This window comes from Streptomyces sp. JJ36 (assembly GCF_021696945.1).
In the GTDB taxonomy this organism is placed as follows: Bacteria; Actinomycetota; Actinomycetes; order Streptomycetales; family Streptomycetaceae; genus Streptomyces.
This window is the reverse complement of the sequence record NZ_JACYHE010000026.1, coordinates 1-19802: the sequence shown is the minus strand read 5'-3', so window position 1 is coordinate 19802 and position 19802 is coordinate 1. Positions and strand designations below refer to the sequence as shown.

The window sequence follows — 19802 nt, the reverse complement described above, 5'->3', positions numbered from 1 at the left end:
GGGGACCACGGCCTCCGGGCCGTCAGCCGAGGGCGGTGTCGGCCTCGTCGAGGAAGGCCCGGGCGGCCTCGTCCGGGCTCATCCGGCCGAAGACGACCTCCTCGCCGTAGCGCTGGAGCATGTCCGGCACCTCGCCCGCGCCGTTGGGGTAGGCGGTCGGGGCGGTCAGCGAGTCGGAATGCTTCTCGATGAAGGCCAGCGTCTGCCGGTCGGCGGGCGGCAGGTCGCCGCGGACCGACTCCAGGACCGCGGAGTTCATCGGCAGGCCGCGGTCGCTGCCCAGGATGACGCCGGCCTCGGGGTCGTTGGAGAGGAAGTCCACCAGCTTCGCGGCGGCCTCCTTCTCGTCGCTCTGCTCGCTGACCGCCCAGAACATGGTGGGCTGGAGGAACATGCCGTCGGTCTCCGCGCCCTCCTCTCTGGGCATCCGGAGCACGGTGACCTCCGCGCCGGAGCCCTCGGTCAGGGCTCCGAGCTGGTTGCTCCACCACATGCCCATGGCGCCCGTGTTGGTGGCGATCAGGGACTGCTCGACGCTGGTGGCGCCGACTTCGGTGGAGAGGTCGGCGTCCGGGGAGCCGCCGTCGTCGATGAGTTCCAGCTGGAGACGGAACCAGTCGGCGATGGTCCCGGCGGTGACGCCGACCTGGTCGCCGGAGTAGAACTCCTCACCGCGCTGGGCGGCGAAGAGCCGCAGGAACGCGTCGTTGAAGTTGAGCTGGGTCCCGTAGACGCCGTCCTTGGTGGCGGCGCTGATCTCGGCGGCCAGCGCCTGGTAGTCCTGCCAGGTCCAGCTCGAGTCGTCGGGGACTTCCACCCCGGCGTCGGCCAGGATCCCGTCGTGGGCCATCACGGCGAACGTGGTGGCCCCGGTGGGAACGGCGACCTGGGTGCCGTCCACCGCGCCGGATGCCAGCAGCCGCTGGTTGAGGTCGGCGGTGTCCACCAGTTCACCGAGGTCGGCCAGTTGCCCGGCGCGGGCGATCTCGCCCAGCCGCCGGATCTCGATGGTGAAGACGTCGGGGGCGTCGCCGGACGCGAGCTGGGTGGTCAGGGTGTCGTAGTACGAGTCCCAGTCCCGGTACTGCATCTCGACCTGGATGCCGGGGTTCTTCTTCATGAAGGCGTCGACCGCCTGCTGGGTCAGCTGGTGACGCTCGTCCGACCCCCACCAGCTGAACTCGATGGTGGTCCGGCCGCCGTCGCCGCCCTCGTCGCTGCCGCCGCCGCAGGCGGCCGTGAAGGCCAGGACACCGGTGGTCAGCAGTGCCGACGACATTCTCTTCCGCCGCTTGCGCACTGGGCTCTCCTTTTCGTTCACGTGTGTTCTCCGCGCTGTCGGATGGCGCTGTCGTGATTTCCGGTCGGCCCTATTTGAGGCCGGTTGTCGCAATGCCCCGGACCAGGTACTTCTGGCCCGCCAGGAAGAATCCGAAGATCGGCCCCAGCGAGAGCACAGACATGGCGAACATCGGTCCCCAGGAGGAATCACCGCTGGAGTCCAGGAACGTACGCAACGCCACCGGGACGGTGTGCATGTCCGGGTCGGTCAGGAAGATCAACTGGCTCAGGAAGTCGTTCCAGGTCCAGATGAACGTGAAGATCGCCGTGGTGGCCAGGGCCGGCAGGGACAGCGGGACGATGATCCGGCTGAAGATGCGCCAGTGCCCGGCGCCGTCGATCACCGCGGCCTCGTCCAGGTCCCTGGGCAGGGTGCGGATGAACTGCACCATCAGGAAGATGAAGAACGCGTCCGTGGCGAGGAACTTCGGGACGATCAGCGGATGGAACGTGTTGATCCAGTCCAGTTCCGAGAAGAGGATGTACTGCGGCACGAGCACCACGTGCAGCGGCAGCATGATCGTGCCCAGCATCACCGCGAACCACAGCCTCTTGAACGGGAACTCCAGCCGGGCGAAGGCATAGGCGGCCAGCGAACAGGCGGTCAGGTTGCCGATGACCGCGCCGAAGGTGATCAGGGCCGAATTGACGAAGTAGTGACTGAACGGGTGCCGCAGCGCGTCCCAGCCCTCGCGGAAGTTCTCGAAGGTGACGCTGGTGGGCAGCAGGCCCTGTTCCCGGAAGATGAGTTCCTCCGGCTTGAGCGCGCTGGAGATCATCCACAGCAGCGGGTAGAGCATCGCCAGGCCGAAGAGGATCAGCGCGGCGTGGGTGAGCAGCCGGCTGCCGCGCACCGCCAGCAGCCCGCGGGCCAGCAGCGTGTCGTTCAGGCCGGTGGTGTCACGCTTCTCCGGGGTCTTCTCCCGGGCCGGTTCCCCCGCTGCCCGCGGAGCGGCCTTATTTGTCATTGTAGAACACCCAATACTTCGACATGAAGAAGTTCACCGCGGTCAGGGTGGCGATGATGAGGACCAGCACCCAGGCCATCGCCGCCGCATAGCCCATTTCGAAGGACTTGAATCCCTTGTTGTACACGTACATCGTGTAGAAGAGCGTGGAGTCCGCCGGGCTGCCGTTTCCGCCGCTCACCACGAAGGCCTGCGTGAAGGACTGGAAGGCGTTGATGAGCTGCAGCACCAGGTTGAAGAAGACGATCGGGGTGAGCAGCGGCAGGGTGATCGAGAAGAACTTCCGGGCGCGCCCCGCCCCGTCGATCTCCGCCGCCTCGTAGTAGCTGCGCGGAATCTGCCGCAGCCCCGCGAGGAAGATGACCATCGGGGAGCCGAAGGTCCACACGTTGAGCACGATCAGGGTGCCCAGCGCGGTGGAGGGGTCCGCTATCCAGCTACGGCCCTCGACGCCGAAGACGGCCAGGAACTCGTTGAAGAGGCCCTCGTCGCCGAACACCTTCCGCCACAGGATGGCGATGGCCACGCTGCTGCCGAGCAGTGACGGCAGATAGTAGACCGACCGGTAGATCGGCAGCCCCTGCACCCCGCGGTCCAGGATCAGCGCCAGCGCCAGCGCGAAGGCCAGCTGGAGGGGCACCGACACGAACACATAGACCGCGGTGTTGGTCAGCGCCTTGGCGAACCGCGGATCGTCCAGCATCCGCGTGTAGTTCTCCAGCCCGATCCAGTGGGACCCGGCGATCGGGCTGTACTCGGTGAAGGACAGATAGAGCGAGGCGAGCAGCGGGCCGGCCGTGATGCACAGCAGCCCGATGAACCACGGTGCCAGGAACAGATGGGCGGTCAGCGCCTCCTTGCGCCGCCGTTTCTTCCGGGCCCGGTCGGCCCGGATCCGGTCCGGGCGCGGCTCGGGTTCCGGGCGCGTCCCGGTGCCGGGCGGAAGCACCTGGGTATCGGTCATGGGTTCCTCCCGGAGTGTCCGGAGAACTGCGGGAACTGGGGTAGTTCGGAGAAGAGGGCGAGCCGCGCGGCGGCTTCGGTCACCAGCCCGGTGACGCCGGGGACGACCCGGCGCCGGGCGCCGTCCGTCCCGGGCAGGTCGCGCGCGGGGACGGGGACGGGGCCGGGTGCGGTGCGTACCGCCTCCAGCACCCGCATGAAGGGCAGAGTGGCGGCCAGCGGCACCAGGACCCCGGGCGGCCGGTGGCCGCCGGCGGCCGCCAGTCGTGCCACCAGGTCGCGCAGCAGCACCGCGCGCCGGTGCATGGTGGTCACGGGCTCCCGGCCGTCCCGCAGCAGGGTCACCCGGTCCCGGGTGTACTCCAGCTCGATGCGGCCGCGCTCACCGTGCACGGTGACCACCGGCGGCTGCTGTTCCGGGGCGGTCAGCGCCGCCGCCACCACCACCGGGGCGCCGTCCGTCACCCCGCCGCGGGTGTGCACCCGTACGCAGGAGGTGTCGTCCGCCTCGATGTCGAACGCCCGGTACAGCTCGGTCTCCACCGAGACGACGTCCCCGCCGTCCAGGGCCAGCGCGGTGGCCACGGCGTGGGCGAGCGGATTGGTCAGCGCCCCGTCCACCACGTCCGTGCCGTCGTCCAGTCGTCGCCGCCCGGCCCAGGGGGCGCGCGCGTAGTAGGCGGTGTCCCGGGACCAGGCGGCGGCTGCACCGATGCCGCGCACCCGGCCCACCGCGCCGTCCGCGATCAGCCGCCGCACGGCCGCCGGGGCCTCGGAGGCCAGGCTCTGGAAGCCGACCTGGCAGGCCCGCCGGTGGCGCTCGGCCGCCGTCCGCAGCTCCTCGAACTGCGCCAGCGACGCCACCGGGGGCTTCTCCAGCATCAGATGGGCGCCGGCCGCCAGCGCGGCTTGCGCCAGCGGGGCGTGGGTGTGCAGCGGCGTGGCGATGACCGCGACGTCCGCTCCGGTGCCCTGCACCAGCGCGCTCAGGTCGCGGCTCTGGGCGGGGGCGCCCAGCCCCTCCAGCCTCCGGGCCGGCACCGGGGTCAGGTCGCACACCCCGGACAGGACGGCCGCGCCATCCGACACCAGCTCCCGCAGCACCGGCAGATAGTTCCGCCCGAAGCCGTGGGCGCCCGCCAGCACGATCCGCAGCGGTTTCGCCGTCCGCCTCATCGCGTGCCCCCTGGGTGCCGACGCGGGGCCGTGTCCGTCCCGGCGGTGAAGCGCAGCCCCAGTCCGGGGACGCGGTCGAGCGTCAGCACGGGGCCGTCGATGGTCACCGGCGAGGGCCCGTCCAGCAGCCCGAGCGCGCCGAAGGACGCGTCCTCCACGTCCTCGACCATCGCCGGCAGCGGCAGCGCGCATGCGAGCTGCCCAGAGACGTCCGGCAGCAGGTGCGGCCAGACCGGGACCGAGTACAGCCGGGCCAGCTCCGCGATCCGCCGCAGCGGTGTGACGCCCCCCACCCGCGCCACGTTCGGCTGCACCACGTCGCACGCACCGGCCGCCAGCCAGTCCCGGAAGGCGTACGGGGTGCGCAGGTTCTCGCCCACGGCGATCGGCACCCCGCACTCCCGGCGCAGCCGCACATGCCCCGTCAGGTCGTCGGCGCGCAGCGGCTCCTCCACCCAGTGCAGGACGTACGGGCGGAGCGCGTCGATCGCCCGGCGGGCGGTGAACCCGTCCCAGCGCTGGTTGGCGTCGATCATCAGGGCGGTGTCCGGCCCGATCGCCTCCCGCACGGCGGCGACCCGCGCCACGTCGGCCGCCGGGTCCGGGCTGCCCACCTTGACCTTCACCGCCCGGTAGCCGTGCGCCGCCCAGCGGCGGGCCTGGGCCGCCAGCTCCTCCACCGGGTAGTGCAGATTGACGCCGCTGCCGTAGACGGGCACGGTGTCCCGGCGCAGGCCCAGCTCCTCGGCCAGCGAGTGCCCGGCCGCGCGCGCCCGCAGGTCCCACAGGGCGGTGTCCACCGCTGCCAGGGCCAGGGTGGTGATGCCGCCGGAACCGGCCTCGTGCAGCTGTTCCCACAGCGCGTCCCACACCGTCTCCGGGTGGGCCGTCAGGCCCCGTACGGCGTCCCGGCAGTCCTGCGTCAGCAGGGCGTGCACCGCGCCGGCCCCCGCGCGCGGCGTCCAGGTGAAGCCGGTGCCGGTGCGCCCGTCGGAGAGGGTCAGCTCGCAGACGATCACATGGTTGACCGGCACGTCCGGCCCCCACGGCCGGGGCAGCGGCGCGGTCAGGATCCGGGCCGTCAGCTCCTGGACGGCCGGCAGACTCATCGTCCGGCCTCCGGCGCCGGCGCGCCCGGTACCCCGGGCGCCGTCCCGGACGCCCTCACGGCCGCCAGTCCGGCCGCGGTGATGCGCTCCAGCTCCCCCAGGTGCGCGGCGGTGGGCTCCACCAGCGGCGGCCGCACCGGACCCGCCGCCAGGCCGCGCGCCCGCACCGCCGCCTTCACCAGGGACACCGCGTAGCCGGGGACCGCGCTGCGCAGCTCCACCAGCGGGGCGTAGAACTCCGCCAGCAGCCGCCGCACCAGCTCCGGGTCCCGGGCCGGGCCGTCCTCCAGGGCCCGCTGGAAGGCGGAGGCCACCTCGGGCACGAAGCAGAAGGCCGCCGAGGAGTAGAGCGACACCCCGACGGCCCGGTAGGCGGGCTGGGTCAGCTCGGCGGTGGGCAGACCGTTGAAGAAGGTGAACTCCTCGCCGAGGGCGGCGCGCACCGCGAGCACGATGCGCTGCATCCGGTCGATGTCGCCCAGGCCGTCCTTGAGACCCACCACGCCGGGCAGGCGCGCCAGTTCCACGGCCTGCGCGGGTTCCAGCACCAGCGGGCCGCGCTGGTAGAGGATCACCGGCAGCCCGGCGGCGGCGACCGCGGAGACGTAGTCCCGCAGGCCCTCGCGGGTTCCCTGCGCCAGATACGGCGGGAGCAGCAGCAGTCCGTCCGCACCGGCCTCGGCGGCCTGCCGGGCGTGGGTCAGCGCGGTGCCCAGCGGGCCGCCCGCGCCGGCCACCACCGGCACGCGGCCGGCGGTCTGCTGCACGGCGGTGCGGACCACGGCGGCCTGCTCGTCTGCGGAGAGCGAGGTCAGCTCGCCGGTGCCGCAGGCGGCGAAGACGCCGCCCGGGCCGTGCGAGAGACCGCGGTCCAGGTGTTCGGCCAGCGCGGCGGTGTTCACCCGGCCGTCGCCGTCGAAGGGGGTGACCGGGAAGAACAGCACTCCCGAGAGATGCATCGGTTACCTCCGAGGAGACTCCGCCCTCCGCGACGCGGAGGAGGGAGAGGGGCGGGGTGCGGGGCGGGGGACGGACGGACCCGGCCGGGTCGCGAAGCCGCCCCGTGGACGGGTCCGGGCGGGTGGCGGCGGCCGGTCCGCCGCTCCCCGCAGACGGCGGGCGGAACGGCGGGGCGCCGGGGCGCGGGGACGCCGGGTCCGCGATGCCCGGGCGGGGGCCGGCGGGCCGGCCCGGAGGGGGTGCCCGGGCCGGCCGCCGCCGACGGCGCGGGGGGTTCCGGCCCGCGCGGGCTGCGTCCCCGTGCTCATGGCGAGGGACGTGGCGGAGGAACCGGCGGGTGAACTGGCCGCGGAAGCCGGCGCGCTGCCCATCACGCAGGGCCCGCGCCGGACGTTCCGGCCGGTTCGCCGGGGTGTTCCGGGGCGTGCCCGGTGTCGCCGGCGGGCCACGTGGGGCCGTCGCCGGCGGACGGGTCGCGCAGTTCGGTGCGCCAGCTCCGCCGGGCACGCCAGCCGAGCAGGCGCTCGGCCTTGGCGCTGGAGAAGGCGGGAGCCGAGCCCGTCAGGGCCTGCGCCGCCCCGGCGGTGGCCGGGTGCACCTCGGGCAGCAACTCGGCCAGCGGTTTGCGCGCCAGCGCGTCGGTGGCGCCGGCGAAGAACACCTCGCCGTTGGGGATCTCCGGCAGCGCGTGCAGCAGCCGGGTCACCATCTCGCCGCCGTCCCGGGCGTCCAGGTAGTTGAAGAGGGCGGCTCCGGACAGCGCCGGGTCGTCCAGCCGTTCGGCGATGGTGTGGCCGGTCTGGCTGGGGGCACCGGCCCACTCTTCGGGCGGGACGACGAAGCACGGCCGGACCGCGGCGAACCGTACCGCCTCGCCCGCGGCGGCGGCGAAGGTCCGCATGGTCTGCTCGGCCGCCAGTTTCGACAGGCTGTACGCGTTCCACGGCCGGGCCGGGTGGTCCTCGTCCAGGGGCAGGTACGCCGGGGACCAAGCGGCCCCGGGATCCCCGTAGCCGATGACGGTCGGGCTGCTGGCCACCACGACGCGGTCCGCGCCGTTCCGGACGGCCGCCTGGCAGACGTTGAAGGCCGCCTGGGTGTTGACCCGGTACGTCAGCCCGTCGGTGCGTCCGAAGGGGGTGGCGATGGCCGCGAGATGCACCACCGCCTGCGGGCGGAACCGGGACAGCACGTCGTAGGCCTCCCCCAGGTCCGAGACGTCCGCCGGCAGCACCGCGGCGCAGCCGGCGGGTTCTCCGGGGCGGAGGTCCACCCCGGTCACCTCGTGGCCGGCCGACGCGAGCGCGGTCACCACACTGCGGCCGAGCCGCCCGGCACTGCCCGTTACGAGCACCCTCATGGATTGCGCCTCTCCCCTCCACAACAAGCGGTTGCAGAACCGTGGCGCATTGCTGGTGCACCGTCAAGGCTCCGTGCACTGTTGATGACAACCGCTTGCATGCTTAGGATCTGACGGCGTGACGGAATTCTTCGGCCGTACTCCCGACGGCGACCAGGTCCTGCGCCATGAGCTGCGCGCCGGCAGCATCACCGCCGCGGTGCTCACCTACGGATGCGTGGTGCAGTCACTGTGCGTCCCGGACGCCCGGGGACGCCCCGGCGAGGTGACGATCGGGCTGGACACCCTGGAGGAGTACCGGACCCGCAGCCGCTACTTCGGCGCCGTCGTCGGCCGCTACGGCAATCGCATCGCGGACGGCCGCTTCACCCTCGACGGCCGCACCCATGAACTGCCGCGCAACCACGGCACCAGCAGTCTGCACGGCGGCCCCGAGGGCTTCAGCAGCCGGCTGTGGGAGATCGCCGAGGCGGACGAGGACCGCGTCGTCCTCACCCGCACCAGCCCCGACGGCGAGGCGGGGTACCCCGGCACCCTGACCGCGCGGGTCACCTACACCCTGCTCGCCGAGGACCCCCCGCCGGGCACGCCCTGGGGCGCCGGCGCGCTGCGCATCGACTACCACGCCGTCACCGACGCGCCCACGCACGTCAACCTGACCAACCACGCCTACTTCAACCTCGCCGGCGCCGGTCCGGCCGCCGGCCTCCACGGCATCCACGGCATCCACGACCACACCGTGACGCTGTACGCCTCCCGCTACCTGCCGGTGGACGCACGGCTCATCCCGCTGGCCGAGGCGCCGACCCCCGTCTCCGGCACACCCTTCGACTTCACCGCCCCGCGCCGCGTCGGCGACGGCCTGACCGCGGACCACCCCCAGCTCAGGACCGCCGGCGGCTACGACCACTGCTGGGTGGTCGACGGGCGGCCCGGTGCGCTGCGCCCCGCAGCCCGTGTCGCCGAACCGGTCTCCGGGCGCGTGCTGGACGTCCGGACCACCGAACCGGGCGTGCAGTTCTACTCTGGCAACATGCTCTCCGACACCGTGTACGGCCCGGGCAGCGGACTGTGCCTGGAGACCCAGCACTTCCCCGACTCCCCGAACCGCCCGGAGTTCCCGTCCACCGTGCTGCGTCCGGGGCAGGAGTACACCTCCACCACGGTCTACCGCTTCACGACCGAGAGCGGCGACCGGTCATGACCGGGACAGGCACCGCGCCCGGGGCCCGGCGCCGCCGCCCGTCCGGCTCCCGCGGTACGCGGGAGCCGGCGGTACGGACCCGGACACCGCAGGCCGGCCGGTCCGCGGCGGGAGCAGGGCGCGACGAGGGGAGTACCCGGCAGTGACGGTGACGATCAGAGAGGTGGCACAGGCCAGCGGCGTGCACGTGTCCACCGTCTCCCGGACCTTCTCCGCTCCCCACCTGGTCAGCGCGGAGACCCGGGGGCGGGTGCTCACGGTGGCCGGGGAGCTCGGCTACCGGCCCAACCGGGCCGCCAGCGCGCTCACCACCGGCCGCACCCACAACCTGGGGCTGATGGTCTCCGACATCGCCAACCCCTTCTTCCCACCGCTGATCAAGGCCGCCCAGGCCTACGCCCGGGAGCGGGAGTACCACGTCTTCGTCGCCGACACCGACGAGGACCCGCAGGCGGAGGAGGAGCTCATCCAAGCACTGGCGAAGCAGGTGGACGGGGTGGTGCTGGTCGCTCCCCGGCTCACCAACCGGGCCATCGAACGCCTCAGCCTCGACCTGCCGTTCGTCGTCGTGAACCGCAAGGTCAGGGGCCTGTCCACGGTGCTGATGGACATCGCGCAGGGCGTCTGTGAGGCCGTCGCCCATCTGGTCTCCCTGGGGCACCGCAGACTGGCCCTGCTCAGCGGCCCGCGCGGGTCGTGGACCAGCCGGCAGATGCGCACCGCCGCCGGGGAGGCCGCCGCCCGCCACGGCGCGGAACTGCTGACCCTCGGGCCCAACGCCCCGACCGAGGACGGCGGTCTGCACGCCGCCGCGGCCGTCCGGGACAGCGGCGTCACCGGCGTGCTCGCCTACAACGACCTCGTCGCCATCGGCGTGATCGAGGGGCTGGACGCGCTGGGCGCCCACGTCCCCGGCGACTTCAGCGTCGTCGGCGTGGACGACACCATCGCCGGCCGCCTCAACCGTCCCAAGCTCACCACCATCGTCATGCCCACCCCGGCCGCCGGGCGCACCGCGGTGGATCTGCTGCTCCAGGCCGTGGACGAGGGGGGCAGCCGTACCGCCGCCCTCGCCACGCTGGAGACCTCCCTCGTCATCCGGGAATCCACCTCCGCCGCCCCGGCCTGACCTTCCGGAGAAAGCGCTTGCTGATGCCAGCCGGACCGATCGCTCCCAGAACCGCCCGAGGCCCAGGGGGAGCCGGACCGCCGGCGGGCCCCCCGGGGCTCCGGCTCCCCGCTCCCCCGGGCCGCTCCGCGGCCGGCGGCCGCGCCCGCATGCCGGCCGCGCGGCCGAAGCCGCGCGCCGCTCCCGGGACTTCCCGTGCCCGGCGGGCGGCGGAGGCCGGACGGTGAGGGCCCGCACCGGACCCGGTGGTGAGGGACGTCCTCCCCGGCCCGTCCCGGACCTGGAGCTCCGCTGCGCGGATCGCACGGCGGCCTGGTACCGGTCCGGCGACGGCGTGCCGCCGCAGCTCTCCCCCCGCCCGTATCTGCACCCGGTCACCACGCCCGGCGGAGTCGTGGTGACCGAGGAGTACCCGCCGGACCACCCGCACCACCTCGGCGCCGGCATGGCCGTCGCCGACGTCGACCACCGCAACTTCTGGGGCGGCCGGACCTTCGTCCGCGACCAGGGACCCACGCTGCTCGGCGACCACGGGCGGCAGCTCCCGACCCGGTGGCCGTCACGTGCGCCGGACGGCTTCACCGAGGAGCTGAGCTGGTGCTTCGAGGACACGGAGATGCTGCGTGAGGTGCGCCGCGTCGCCGTCACGCCGCTCACCGGCACGGCCTGGGCGCTCGCCTGGTCCTCCACCCTGACCAACCCCGGTCCGGGACCCCGGAGCATCGGCAGCCCCGCGGTGAACGGCCGCCCCGGAGCCGGGTACGGCGGGTTCTTCTGGCGGGCGCCCAAGGAGGCGGAGCCGCCCGCCGTCTTCACCGCCTCCGCCGAGGGGGAGGACGCCGTGCACGGCCGTCCGGCCGGCTGGCTGGCCCTGTCGGGACGCGGATGGACCGTCGTGCTGGCCGGAGCGGACGCGACGACCCGGCAGGACCCCTGGTTCGTCCGTGCCCGCGAGTACCCGGGCGCCGGGTCGTCGCTCGCGCTGGAGCGGCGGCTGCCGGTCGCGGCCGGAGAAAGCGTGCGCCGGGCGTTCGTCGCCGTCGTGGCCGACGGGCGCCTGGACCGCGACGCCGCGGCCGGACTGGCCGCCCGGGCCGTGCGTGCCTCGGCGCACACCCTCGCAGACCCTCCCCCGACCGAAGGAGCCGCCACGTGACCGGCGCCCCTGTCCACCAGGCCGACCCCCGCACCGGCGAGCCGGGCCCCCGGGTGACCGTGGAAGCCGATGCCGCAGGCGTCGACCGTGCCGTGCGCGCCGCGCACACCGCCCTGCGGCCGATGGCCGAACGGTCCGTACGCGCCGCCCTGCTGCGCCGGGCCGCGCACCTGCTGACCGAGGCGGCCGACGAGGTGATCGCCACGGCCGACGCGGAAACGGCCCTGGGCACCGGGCGGCTGTCCGGCGAACTCGCCCGCACCACGACCCAGCTCACCGCCTTCGCGGACACCGCCGAGGAGGGAGCCTTCCTCGACCTCCGCATCGACCACGCCGACGAGACCCGCACGCCGCCCCGGCCCGACCTGCGGCGGATGAAGCTGCCGCTCGGCGTGACCGCCGTCTACGCGGCGAGCAACTTCCCGCTCGCCTTCTCCGTCCCGGGCGGCGACACCGCGAGCGCCCTGGCCGCCGGATGCCCCGTCGTCGTCAAGGCGCACCCGGGACATCCCGCCACCTCGGAGCTCTGCGCCGCGCTGCTCCGGCGCGCCGCGGCCGAGTCCGGGCTGCCGGAGAGCGTCGTCACCGTCGTCCACGGATTCGGCGCGGGACTGGCCCTGATCGCGCACCCGCAGATCGCCGCCGCGGGGTTCACCGGCTCGGTCCGCGGCGGACGGGCCCTGTTCGACGCAGCCGCGGCCCGGCCCGTTCCCATCCCGTTCCACGGGGAGCTCGGCTCGCTCAACCCGGTGGTGGTGACGCCCGCCGCCGCCGCGGAGCGTGCCGCGGACATCGCGGCCGGCCTGGCGGGGTCGATGACGCTGGGGACCGGGCAGTTCTGCACCAAGCCCGGCCTGGTGCTGCTGCCGGAGGGCCCGGACGGGGACGGCCTGGTGGACGCGCTGAGCACCGCGGTCGGCGGGGCGGCGCCCTCCGTCATGCTGCTGCCCGGGATGCGCGAGGCCTACCTCGCGGAGACCGGGACCCGCGCGGCGCTGCCGGACGTCGAGGTCCCGGTGCGGCCCGGGACGGGTGAGGGGATGACCGTACGAGCCGGTGTGCTGACCGTCCCGGCACGCCGGCTCACCGGCGGGTCCGGGCCGCACGACCGCCTGCTGGAGGAGTGCTTCGGGCCGGTGACCGTGCTGGCCCGGTACGCGGACTGGGAGGAGGCCCTCACCGTCGTCGCCGCGCTGCCGGGCAGTCTCACCGCCACCGCGCACCTCTCCGCAGCCGAGGCGGGACACGAGGGAGGCGCCGGCGCCGGTCGTGGCCGGGAACTGCTCGACGCGCTGGTGCCGCTGGCCGGCCGGGTACTCGTCGACGGCTGGCCCACGGGGGTGGCCGTGACGCCCGCACAGCAGCACGGCGGACCCTACCCCTCCAGCACCTCGCCGCACACCTCCGTGGGCGAGGCGGCCGTCGAGCGCTGGCTGCGCCCGGTCACGTACCAGTCCACACCGCAGGCCCTCCTGCCGCCCGAACTCCGCGACGACAATCCCCTGGGGCTGACCCGCCGGGTGGGCGGCAAGCCGGCGTCCGAGCGGTGAGAACGACCGCCGTCCGCAGGGGTTTGCCGTCCCTGCGGACAGCGGCGTGCGCGGGGGCGGAGGCGGGGGCGCGCCGCCGGTGACGGCCGGACCGGCCCCTGCACGGCAACGGACCCCTGGCGGTGGCCCCGGCCGGCACGGGAACGGCGGCCGCCCCTGGCGGGGGCCCCGTGCGCCGGAAGCAGAACACGGCCTGCACGGGTGAACCCTGAACGACGGGACGGCGTGGCGGAGACGGCCGTCGAGACGGAGCTTGCCCTGCGGGGTGGCACGGCCCCCCGCTGACCGCCCGGACGACATGCCCCGGCCAAGCCGTTCCTGCGGGACCGGGCGGACGGTGCATACGCTGCCGACGTGCAGTTGCTCCCGGAACCCGTTCGCCGGCTCGCCGCCTGGTGTGCCGTCATCCTGCTGGCCGCCGGGGTCCTCTATGTCCTGGTCCAGGTGTGCGTGGCGCTGCGGACGGCCGTGATTCCCGTGCTGCTCGCCCTGCTCGGCACGGCGCTGCTGCTGCCCGTCCACCGGTGGCTGGTGAAGGCGAAGGTCAACCGGTCCGTCGCCGCGGCACTGACCTGCGCCGCCGTCCTCGCCGTGGTCGGCGGCGCGCTGTACGTCGTCACGGCGGCGCTGGTCGACACCTGGGACCAGATCGTGGCCTCGCTGCGCCAGGCGGTGCGGGGGCTGGCCGCTCACTTCGGGGCGGCCGGCACCTCGCTGCAGGAACTCGCCGACAGGGCTCTGGACCTGCTGGGCAGGTTCGGCGGCACAGCCGCCTCCGGCCTCGTCGCCGGAGTCGGGCTGCTCTTCCGGACGCTCGGCATGGCGGTGCTCGCGCTGCTGCTGCTCTTCTTCTTCCTGCGGGACTCCCACCGGGCCGCCGGCGCCCTCCGCTCACTCGCGCCGCCCGGCACGGCCGAGGTCGTCGAGGCGATGGCCCGGCGGGCCTTCGGGGGCGTCGAGGGGTTCATGCGGGGCACCACCGTGGTGGCCCTCATCGACGCCGTCTGCATCACGGCCGGTCTGCTGATCCTGCGCGTGCCGGGCGCTCTCGGGCTCGGCGCCATCGTCTTCATCGGCGCCTACGTCCCCTACCTCGGCGCCTTCGTCTCCGGGGCCGCGGCCGTGCTGGTCGCCCTCGCCGACCGGGGCCTGGCCATCGCGCTGTGGGTGCTTGCCGTGGTGGTCGTGGTGCAGGCGCTGGAGGGCAACGTCTTCCAGCCGGTGGTCCAGAGCCGCACCGTGCGGATGCACCCCGCGACGGTCCTGGTGGCTCTCACCGCGGGCGCCGCGGTGGCCGGGATCGTCGGCGTGCTCCTGGCGGTACCGGTCACCGCGGCCGGCCTCGGGGTCCTGCACGAGTTGCGCACCCGGTACGCGGCACGGGGATGACGGGCGGTCACCTGACGCCGCGGCAGGCCGTCCGGGCGGACACCCGGGGGCGGCATCTCCGGGCAGGGAGCCCCTGCCCGGAGTTCAACGGCCGGTGACGGGCAGCCGTCCGGGGTCGCGTACGGGGAGGGCGGCGAGGGTGCTGCCGACGTACCGCGCGGGACCCCAGAGGACCCGGTCGGCGGGGACGCGTACCGTGCGGCCTCCGAAGTCGAGGAACCCCAGCACGTCCTGGGAACCGCCGACGTCGAGGACGGCGACCGGGGCGCCGCCGGGGCCGGGCTGGATGCGCTGGACACGCCCGATCATGCCGCCTTGCGGGCCGAGCAGGGTCGCCCCGCGATAGTCCGCCCAGACGACCCGGGGCGGTACCCCCGGTGTCTGCCGCGCCGCGGCGGCGAGGACCCCGGTCAGCTCCCGTTCGGCCCTGGTCAGCTTGGCCCGCGCGGTGGCGGGCTTTCCGTTGTGCAGGTCCTTGCGGGCTCCCTCCAGGTGCTTCAGGGCGGCGGTGAAGCCCTTGCCTACCGGGCCGTGAGCGGCCTCGTGGCCGACCTCGGCGGCCCGCCGGGCCGCGTCCACGGCGTGCGACGCCTCGCTGCGTTCGCCCGTGGCCAGTCCGTGGCGGGCGGCGGCCACCGACCGTGCGGTGCCGGCCGTGAGCGCCTTCAGCGGGCGGTCGGGCCCGGCCGCAGGTGGTGCGCCGGCGGCCGGCGGGACGTGCACCGGCTCGTCGTCGAGCCACTGCACCGCCCAGGCCAGACCGGCGAGACAGGCCAGGCCGAACACCCACATCGCCGCCACGATCCCGGTCTTGCGGAGGGTCATCAGTGCTGCCTTCCCATACCGTGCTTGTAACCGACCTTGATCTCCAGCCAGTTCATCGGGTAGGTGAGCACAAAGCCGACGAACAGTCCGAGTGCGGCGAAGCCCCAGAAGGCGTAGGTGTCCGGGTCCGGCTGCTCGGTGACGGCCAGCGGCGTGACGACCCCCATGACCAGGCCCATGCCCGCCATGACGGAGAGCATCGAGTACCACTCGCCACGGAAGGCCATGTAGATCGCCTGCGGCCAACTGCTCGCATGCATGGACATCGCCTTGTACTGGAAGACGAGCGTGCCCACCAGGTAACCGACCAGGTACTCGAACCACCACTCCTCCCAGAAGCTCAGCCCGAAGACCCGCGCCATGATCATGGCGGTGACGATGCCGACCCCGTCACCGCCGACGCAGTGGATGACCGAGCCGGTGGTGCGGCGGAACCAGTTGGGCAGCACGTAGTCGTTGTGTCGCTGCTGCTTCTCCTCCTCGCCGTCGGCTGCACCGATGCCGGGAGCGCGGGCGGTGAACAGGTACAGCGCGAGACCGACGGGACCGAAGAAGAACACGATCACGGGCCAGGCCCACCGCATTGCCGGCTTCAGCGGCGTGTTGGTGTGGTACGCATCCCAGGTCACCCAGACGGCGCCGAAGAACCCGACGGCGTAGAACGGCAGGACGAACCACGGCTCAGCGAGGAACGCCAGCCAGCCCAGCTCGATCACAGACAGCCTCCCAAGGGAACGACCCGGCCACAGGTGACCGGGAACCCGCGCTCCTAAACGCTCCCGGCCGCCCGGGGCGTCCCCCCCCGGGCGGGTCGCCGTGCCCCGCCCGCCATGGGCGCGCCGTCGGTGTCCTCCGGTGCTACAGCTCCTTGGTACGCCTGCCTCGCTGCGGGTGTCGCCGACCGCTGCCGCACCACCGGAGTGCCCCGGCTGCGGGCCGGTGCGGCGCAGCGTCGGCAGCAGCGGCCGTCCGGTGGTGTCCCCGGAGGCGAAGGCGGTCGCGGCGAGCAGCGCCAGCCCGGCGAGGACGACGCCGGTGACTCCGGCGGCCGTCTTCCAGCCGGTGCCACCGGCGAGTTCGTAGACCCCGGTGAGGACGAACCGCAGCGATGCCGTCAGCAGTACGGCACTCGCCGCGAGTTTCGCCGTGCCGGCGGCGGCGACGGCTGCGGCCAGGGCCGCTCCGGAGACCAGCAGAAGCAGACCGAGCCCGCCACTGGTCGCTGCGGGCGGAGACGAGAGCATGGTCGCCCCCGTCGCGGCCCAGGTACCGGCGAGCACTCCCGAACCCGCCGCGGTCGCGGCGTCGCGTGCGAGCAGGGCGAAGACCGCTGCGAGTGCCTGCAGCGGCGCGGAGAACGCCAGCAGGACCAGGGCCACGCTGTCCCCCTCGCCGGGCGGAATCCACTCCAGCTGAAGCCCGGCCAGGACGAACGTGGCCGCGGACAGTCCGAAGAACGCCATGGGGATCGGGCTGCCGAGGGGACGGAGTACCACACGGTCCGGGGCGTTGCTGCCTTGCTGCACGACTCTCCCCCTCGTGTGGACGGGACGGGCTGCGGCGGCTTCGGTGCCGGGCATGGCCCCCGGCAGCCGGCCGGAGCCGACCGGAGCCGACCGGAGGGCGGCCCGGGTACCGTGCACGGCGGTGATCACTCCGTCGCGGGCACGGGAACTCCGCACCGGAGAACCCCGTCGGGGCGGCCTGCACGCCCGGCAGGCCGCGGGAAGCGACGCCCACCCGCCGCGGTGCCTCGCCGGGGACCGGGCCGGCGGTCTCCCGGTGCCCTCAGGAAGGAGCGGGAACGGTCCGGCCGGGCAAAGGGACCTCCACCTGACCGGGGCCGCCGTCGCTGTCGTCCATACCCACGACGACGGCCACGGCGATGAGAAGTGCCACCAGCACGGTGACCGCGGCGATCACCGTGCCGGTACGGGGGCCCCGGGGACGACGGTACGGCACAGGAGCGACCCTGACGCAGCAGTCGTCCTCCGGCCAAGCCGACGCCGCCGACGGGCGTGTGCGTCACCCGCACGCAGCAGGGCCGGTCCGTCGCCTGGCCGCTTCCGCCCGGTGCCCGGCCACCCGCCCGGTGGTGGCCGTAGCCACGCCCGGGCCGGCGGTGAGCGAAGGCGGAGCCGGGGTACTCGCGGCGGCATGAGGAAACGCGCACTGTCGCAGGGGCTCCTGGCCGGCGCAGCAGGGGTGGTGGTGATGACGCTCGGCGAGAAGGCCGAGCAGCGCCTCACCGGCAGGCCCGGCTCCCACGTGCCCGCGCGGACGCTGGAGCGGGTGACCGGAGCGCCGGAGCGCCCCGCACGTCAGCCGGTCGCCGTGAACTGGGCCATGCACTACGGTCAGGGCGCCCTGCTCGGAGTGCTGCGGTCGGTCATGGCCCATGCCGGCCTGCGCGGGCCGTGGGCGTCGGCGCAGTTCACCGTGGTGCGGCTCACCAACGACCAGATCCTGGAGAACGCCACCGGCGTCGGAGCTCCACCGCAGACCTGGCCGCGCTGGGAGCTGGTCGTGGACGTGCTGCACAAGGCCGTCTACGCGTTCACCACCGGAGCCGTGGCCGATGCCCTGGCCGCCCGGTCCGGCCCCGGCCCCGGACAGCTGCACGCCGCGGAGGTCCCGGGCCGGCACACCGGTGTGGGACCGCCGCCTCGCCGCCGGGTCCACGGGCGGTAGGGGCCGCTTCCCACCGGCCGCGTTGGCGTCGCGCCTGGCGCCGTCAGCCGCCCATGGCCTTGCGGACGGCGTCGCGGGCGCGGTCGGCGACGGCGGCCATGGGGCCGACGGCGAGATTCCGGGCACCGGTCTCGACGCCCGGGTGCGGGCGGGTCGGGGCGGTGGCCTCGGCCGCCTTGACGGCTTTGGCCATGGCGGCGAGCTGCTTGTCGTCCGCGGCCCGCAGCAGACGGGTGAACTCGTAGCGCTCCTCGGCGCGGGCGTGCTCCGTCACGGCCTTGCGCAGTTTCAGCAGCATCGGCATGAACGCGTCGTCCTCGACGTCGACGTCGTTCAGGCGGCTGAGGAGCTCCTTGGCCTGTCGTTCCTCCTCCAGCCGGTCGTTCGCGACGTCCGAGCCGCCATCGGTCAGGCGCCGGGTGTACGGGTGGACGACCTCTTCTTCCGCGGTCTCGTGCACGGCCAGCATGCGCACGAGCCGGCGAAAGGCCTCGCGTCGCTCGTCGCCCGTGGTGCTCTCGACCGTGTCGAAGAGGTTGCGGATCTCGCCGTGCTGCTGCTTGAGCAGGGCGACCACGTTCGTCGCGGGATTCATCGCTCTCACCCCTTCAGCCGTGCTCGCGCAGGGAGGCGGCGGGGTGTTCCCCTTCCGTCTCCAGCCGGTACTCGCGGCCGACCTCCTGGCGCTGCTGCTCCATCACCCGGTCGCTGGGCGGACCGCCGTCTCCCATGAGGGCTTCCTGCATCTGTTCGAACCGCTCGTGCGCCTCGCGGACATAGCCGGTGCCGAGCGTGGTCAGGTCGAGCTGGTCGTCGATCAGTTCCCGCACGTAGTGCTTGTTCGGCTCGAAGGTGAGCACGTTGGGGACCTCCGGAGCGAGCAGGTCCCGCGGTTCCCGGCCGTCGTGGCGCCGCATCAGGTCGCAGGCCTGCTGCAGATGGGCCAGCTCCATGTTCAGGTGCAGTTCCCAGACGGCCTTGATGCGCGGATCGGTCTCCTGCTCCATGAAGGAGTGGTAGAGGTAGCACTCGTTGTACTCGTGGTTGACGAGCTGTTCCCACCAGGTCTCGCCCGGGTCGACCAGGGACTCGTAGTGGGTGACGTGCTCCTCTTCGATCAGCCCGATCTCCTGGTACAGCTGACGGGCGATGGGCTCCATGTACAGGGCGCCGGTGTTCATGTAGAAGTTCATGGTCTGCTGCTCTGCGGACATCACGGTCAGCGCGTGCAGCTTCGACAGCGGGTCGGCCTGGTTGCGATCGTAGGGCTCGCGCACGTTGTCGTACGGGTGGCGGTGGTGCCGGCGGGTGGGCCGGCCGGGCATGACTTCCGTGAGCTGGTCGACGATCGACTCCGCCTTACGGTGCTCGATCATCTCGTACAGATTGGCGTACCGGTACAGGTGGTCGAAGTCCTCGAGCACGCCGAACTGGTAGGCCTGCTTCAGGTAGGGGTCCGGCTCGGAACGCGCCACCCATGCGGTCAGGTCCACGGCGACCTGCTCGTAGGCGAGGGTCGTCTCCAGCACGGAGGAGACACCGGGGAGCAGCCAGTTCACCACCTTCTGCTGCTGGTGCTCGATGTAGCGGGTGCGGGCGAGCTGCTGCTTGACGTCCAGGTCGGGGCAGTGCCGGGCCATCTGGTGGCTGAAGAGGATCGCCTCCACCTCGATGCCGTTCATGGTGATGATCCGGCACCGGGTGTAGGGGTCGCAGTGGTCGGGGTCGATCGGCTCCACGTTCAGCTCGCGCCAGTTGCGTACCTGCCGGTCGAGCGGGATACCGGAGTGATCGAGAGGGTTGAACGCCATACGCGCCTTCCAGGACGGAGGGGTGGAGAGCGCAGCAGCGAGTAACCCAGGGCGGACCGGGGAAACGCGTCGGGGTGGCCCGCCGAGGGGCGCTCACGCCCTCGCGACGGCTCCCGCCGTCTCGCGCAGGACGTCCCGGGTGTACTCGAACTCCTCGGTGAGCCGTACCG

The 19802-nt window shown here is 73.5% G+C and carries 18 protein-coding genes; 6 read left to right on the top strand and 12 right to left on the bottom strand.

The genetic code is table 11. The annotated features are described in order from the left end of the window. Window positions 1–22 precede the first annotated feature (22 nt). From HOY81_RS12885 to HOY81_RS12855, 7 genes are all read right to left on the bottom strand, one after another. Window positions 23–1279 carry an ABC transporter substrate-binding protein gene (locus HOY81_RS12885; RefSeq protein ID WP_237320459.1) on the bottom strand — a complete coding sequence of 419 codons (1257 nt, stop codon included), beginning with the start codon at window positions 1277–1279 and terminating at the stop codon, window positions 23–25. 91 nt (window positions 1280–1370) lie between these two features. Further along, entirely contained in the window at window positions 1371–2309 is a 939-nt protein-coding gene (locus tag HOY81_RS12880) for a carbohydrate ABC transporter permease (RefSeq protein ID WP_237320458.1), read from the bottom strand. Then, window positions 2299–3273 (bottom strand): carbohydrate ABC transporter permease, encoded by a 975-nt coding sequence (locus HOY81_RS12875; protein WP_237320457.1) that lies wholly within the window; start codon window positions 3271–3273, stop codon window positions 2299–2301. The genes HOY81_RS12880 and HOY81_RS12875 overlap by 11 nt, the downstream gene beginning before the upstream one ends. Further along, the gene (locus HOY81_RS12870) at window positions 3270–4448 is read right to left on the bottom strand and encodes a Gfo/Idh/MocA family protein (protein WP_237320456.1); all 1179 of its coding nucleotides are present in this window, start codon (window positions 4446–4448) and stop codon (window positions 3270–3272) included. Before HOY81_RS12870 ends, HOY81_RS12875 begins: the two co-directional genes overlap by 4 nt. After that, complete coding sequence (locus HOY81_RS12865; RefSeq protein WP_237320455.1) at window positions 4445–5557, bottom strand: mandelate racemase/muconate lactonizing enzyme family protein; 1113 nt, start codon at window positions 5555–5557, stop codon at window positions 4445–4447. Before HOY81_RS12865 ends, HOY81_RS12870 begins: the two co-directional genes overlap by 4 nt. Next, a complete protein-coding gene (locus HOY81_RS12860) occupies window positions 5554–6516 on the bottom strand; it encodes a 5-dehydro-4-deoxyglucarate dehydratase (protein ID WP_237320454.1) in 963 nt (320 codons plus the stop codon). The genes HOY81_RS12865 and HOY81_RS12860 overlap by 4 nt, the downstream gene beginning before the upstream one ends. Before the next feature lie 371 nt (window positions 6517–6887). Continuing rightward, complete coding sequence (locus tag HOY81_RS12855; protein WP_237320453.1) at window positions 6888–7877, bottom strand: NAD(P)-dependent oxidoreductase; 990 nt, start codon at window positions 7875–7877, stop codon at window positions 6888–6890. A gap of 118 nt (window positions 7878–7995) precedes the next feature. On the opposite strand from HOY81_RS12855, the gene HOY81_RS12850 reads away from it, so the two are divergent. From HOY81_RS12850 to HOY81_RS12830, 5 genes are all read left to right on the top strand, one after another. Then, a complete protein-coding gene (locus HOY81_RS12850) occupies window positions 7996–9081 on the top strand; it encodes an aldose epimerase family protein (RefSeq protein WP_237320452.1) in 1086 nt (361 codons plus the stop codon). 163 nt (window positions 9082–9244) lie between these two features. Then, window positions 9245–10210, top strand: coding sequence for a LacI family DNA-binding transcriptional regulator (locus tag HOY81_RS12845; protein WP_237320451.1), 966 nt, complete (start codon window positions 9245–9247; stop codon window positions 10208–10210). 280 nt (window positions 10211–10490) lie between these two features. Then, entirely contained in the window at window positions 10491–11366 is an 876-nt protein-coding gene (locus HOY81_RS12840) for a PmoA family protein (RefSeq protein WP_272892731.1), read from the top strand. After that, window positions 11363–12916 carry an aldehyde dehydrogenase (NADP(+)) gene (locus HOY81_RS12835; RefSeq protein WP_237320450.1) on the top strand — a complete coding sequence of 518 codons (1554 nt, stop codon included), beginning with the start codon at window positions 11363–11365 and terminating at the stop codon, window positions 12914–12916. The genes HOY81_RS12840 and HOY81_RS12835 overlap by 4 nt, the downstream gene beginning before the upstream one ends. 354 nt (window positions 12917–13270) lie before the next feature. Further along, window positions 13271–14305, top strand: coding sequence for an AI-2E family transporter (locus HOY81_RS12830; protein ID WP_237320449.1), 1035 nt, complete (start codon window positions 13271–13273; stop codon window positions 14303–14305). An 84-nt stretch (window positions 14306–14389) separates the two neighbouring features. Here the strand turns inward: HOY81_RS12830 and HOY81_RS12825 are convergent, their stop codons facing one another. From HOY81_RS12825 to HOY81_RS12815, 3 genes are all read right to left on the bottom strand, one after another. Continuing rightward, a complete protein-coding gene (locus tag HOY81_RS12825; RefSeq protein WP_237320448.1) occupies window positions 14390–15130 on the bottom strand; it encodes a hypothetical protein in 741 nt (246 codons plus the stop codon). Continuing rightward, window positions 15130–16593: a DUF4396 domain-containing protein gene (locus HOY81_RS12820; RefSeq protein ID WP_237320447.1), complete on the bottom strand. Its 1464-nt coding sequence runs from the start codon at window positions 16591–16593 to the stop codon at window positions 15130–15132. Before HOY81_RS12820 ends, HOY81_RS12825 begins: the two co-directional genes overlap by 1 nt. Before the next feature lie 325 nt (window positions 16594–16918). Continuing rightward, window positions 16919–17092 carry a hypothetical protein gene (locus HOY81_RS12815; protein ID WP_237320446.1) on the bottom strand — a complete coding sequence of 58 codons (174 nt, stop codon included), beginning with the start codon at window positions 17090–17092 and terminating at the stop codon, window positions 16919–16921. A gap of 195 nt (window positions 17093–17287) precedes the next feature. Between HOY81_RS12815 and HOY81_RS12810 the strand changes: the two genes are divergently transcribed. Then, entirely contained in the window at window positions 17288–17821 is a 534-nt protein-coding gene (locus HOY81_RS12810; protein ID WP_237320445.1) for a hypothetical protein, read from the top strand. 43 nt (window positions 17822–17864) lie between these two features. Here the strand turns inward: HOY81_RS12810 and HOY81_RS12805 are convergent, their stop codons facing one another. Beyond that, a complete protein-coding gene (locus HOY81_RS12805) occupies window positions 17865–18416 on the bottom strand; it encodes a hemerythrin domain-containing protein (protein ID WP_237320444.1) in 552 nt (183 codons plus the stop codon). A gap of 13 nt (window positions 18417–18429) precedes the next feature. Beyond that, complete coding sequence (locus HOY81_RS12800) at window positions 18430–19632, bottom strand: hypothetical protein (protein ID WP_237320443.1); 1203 nt, start codon at window positions 19630–19632, stop codon at window positions 18430–18432. Window positions 19633–19802 lie beyond the last annotated feature (170 nt).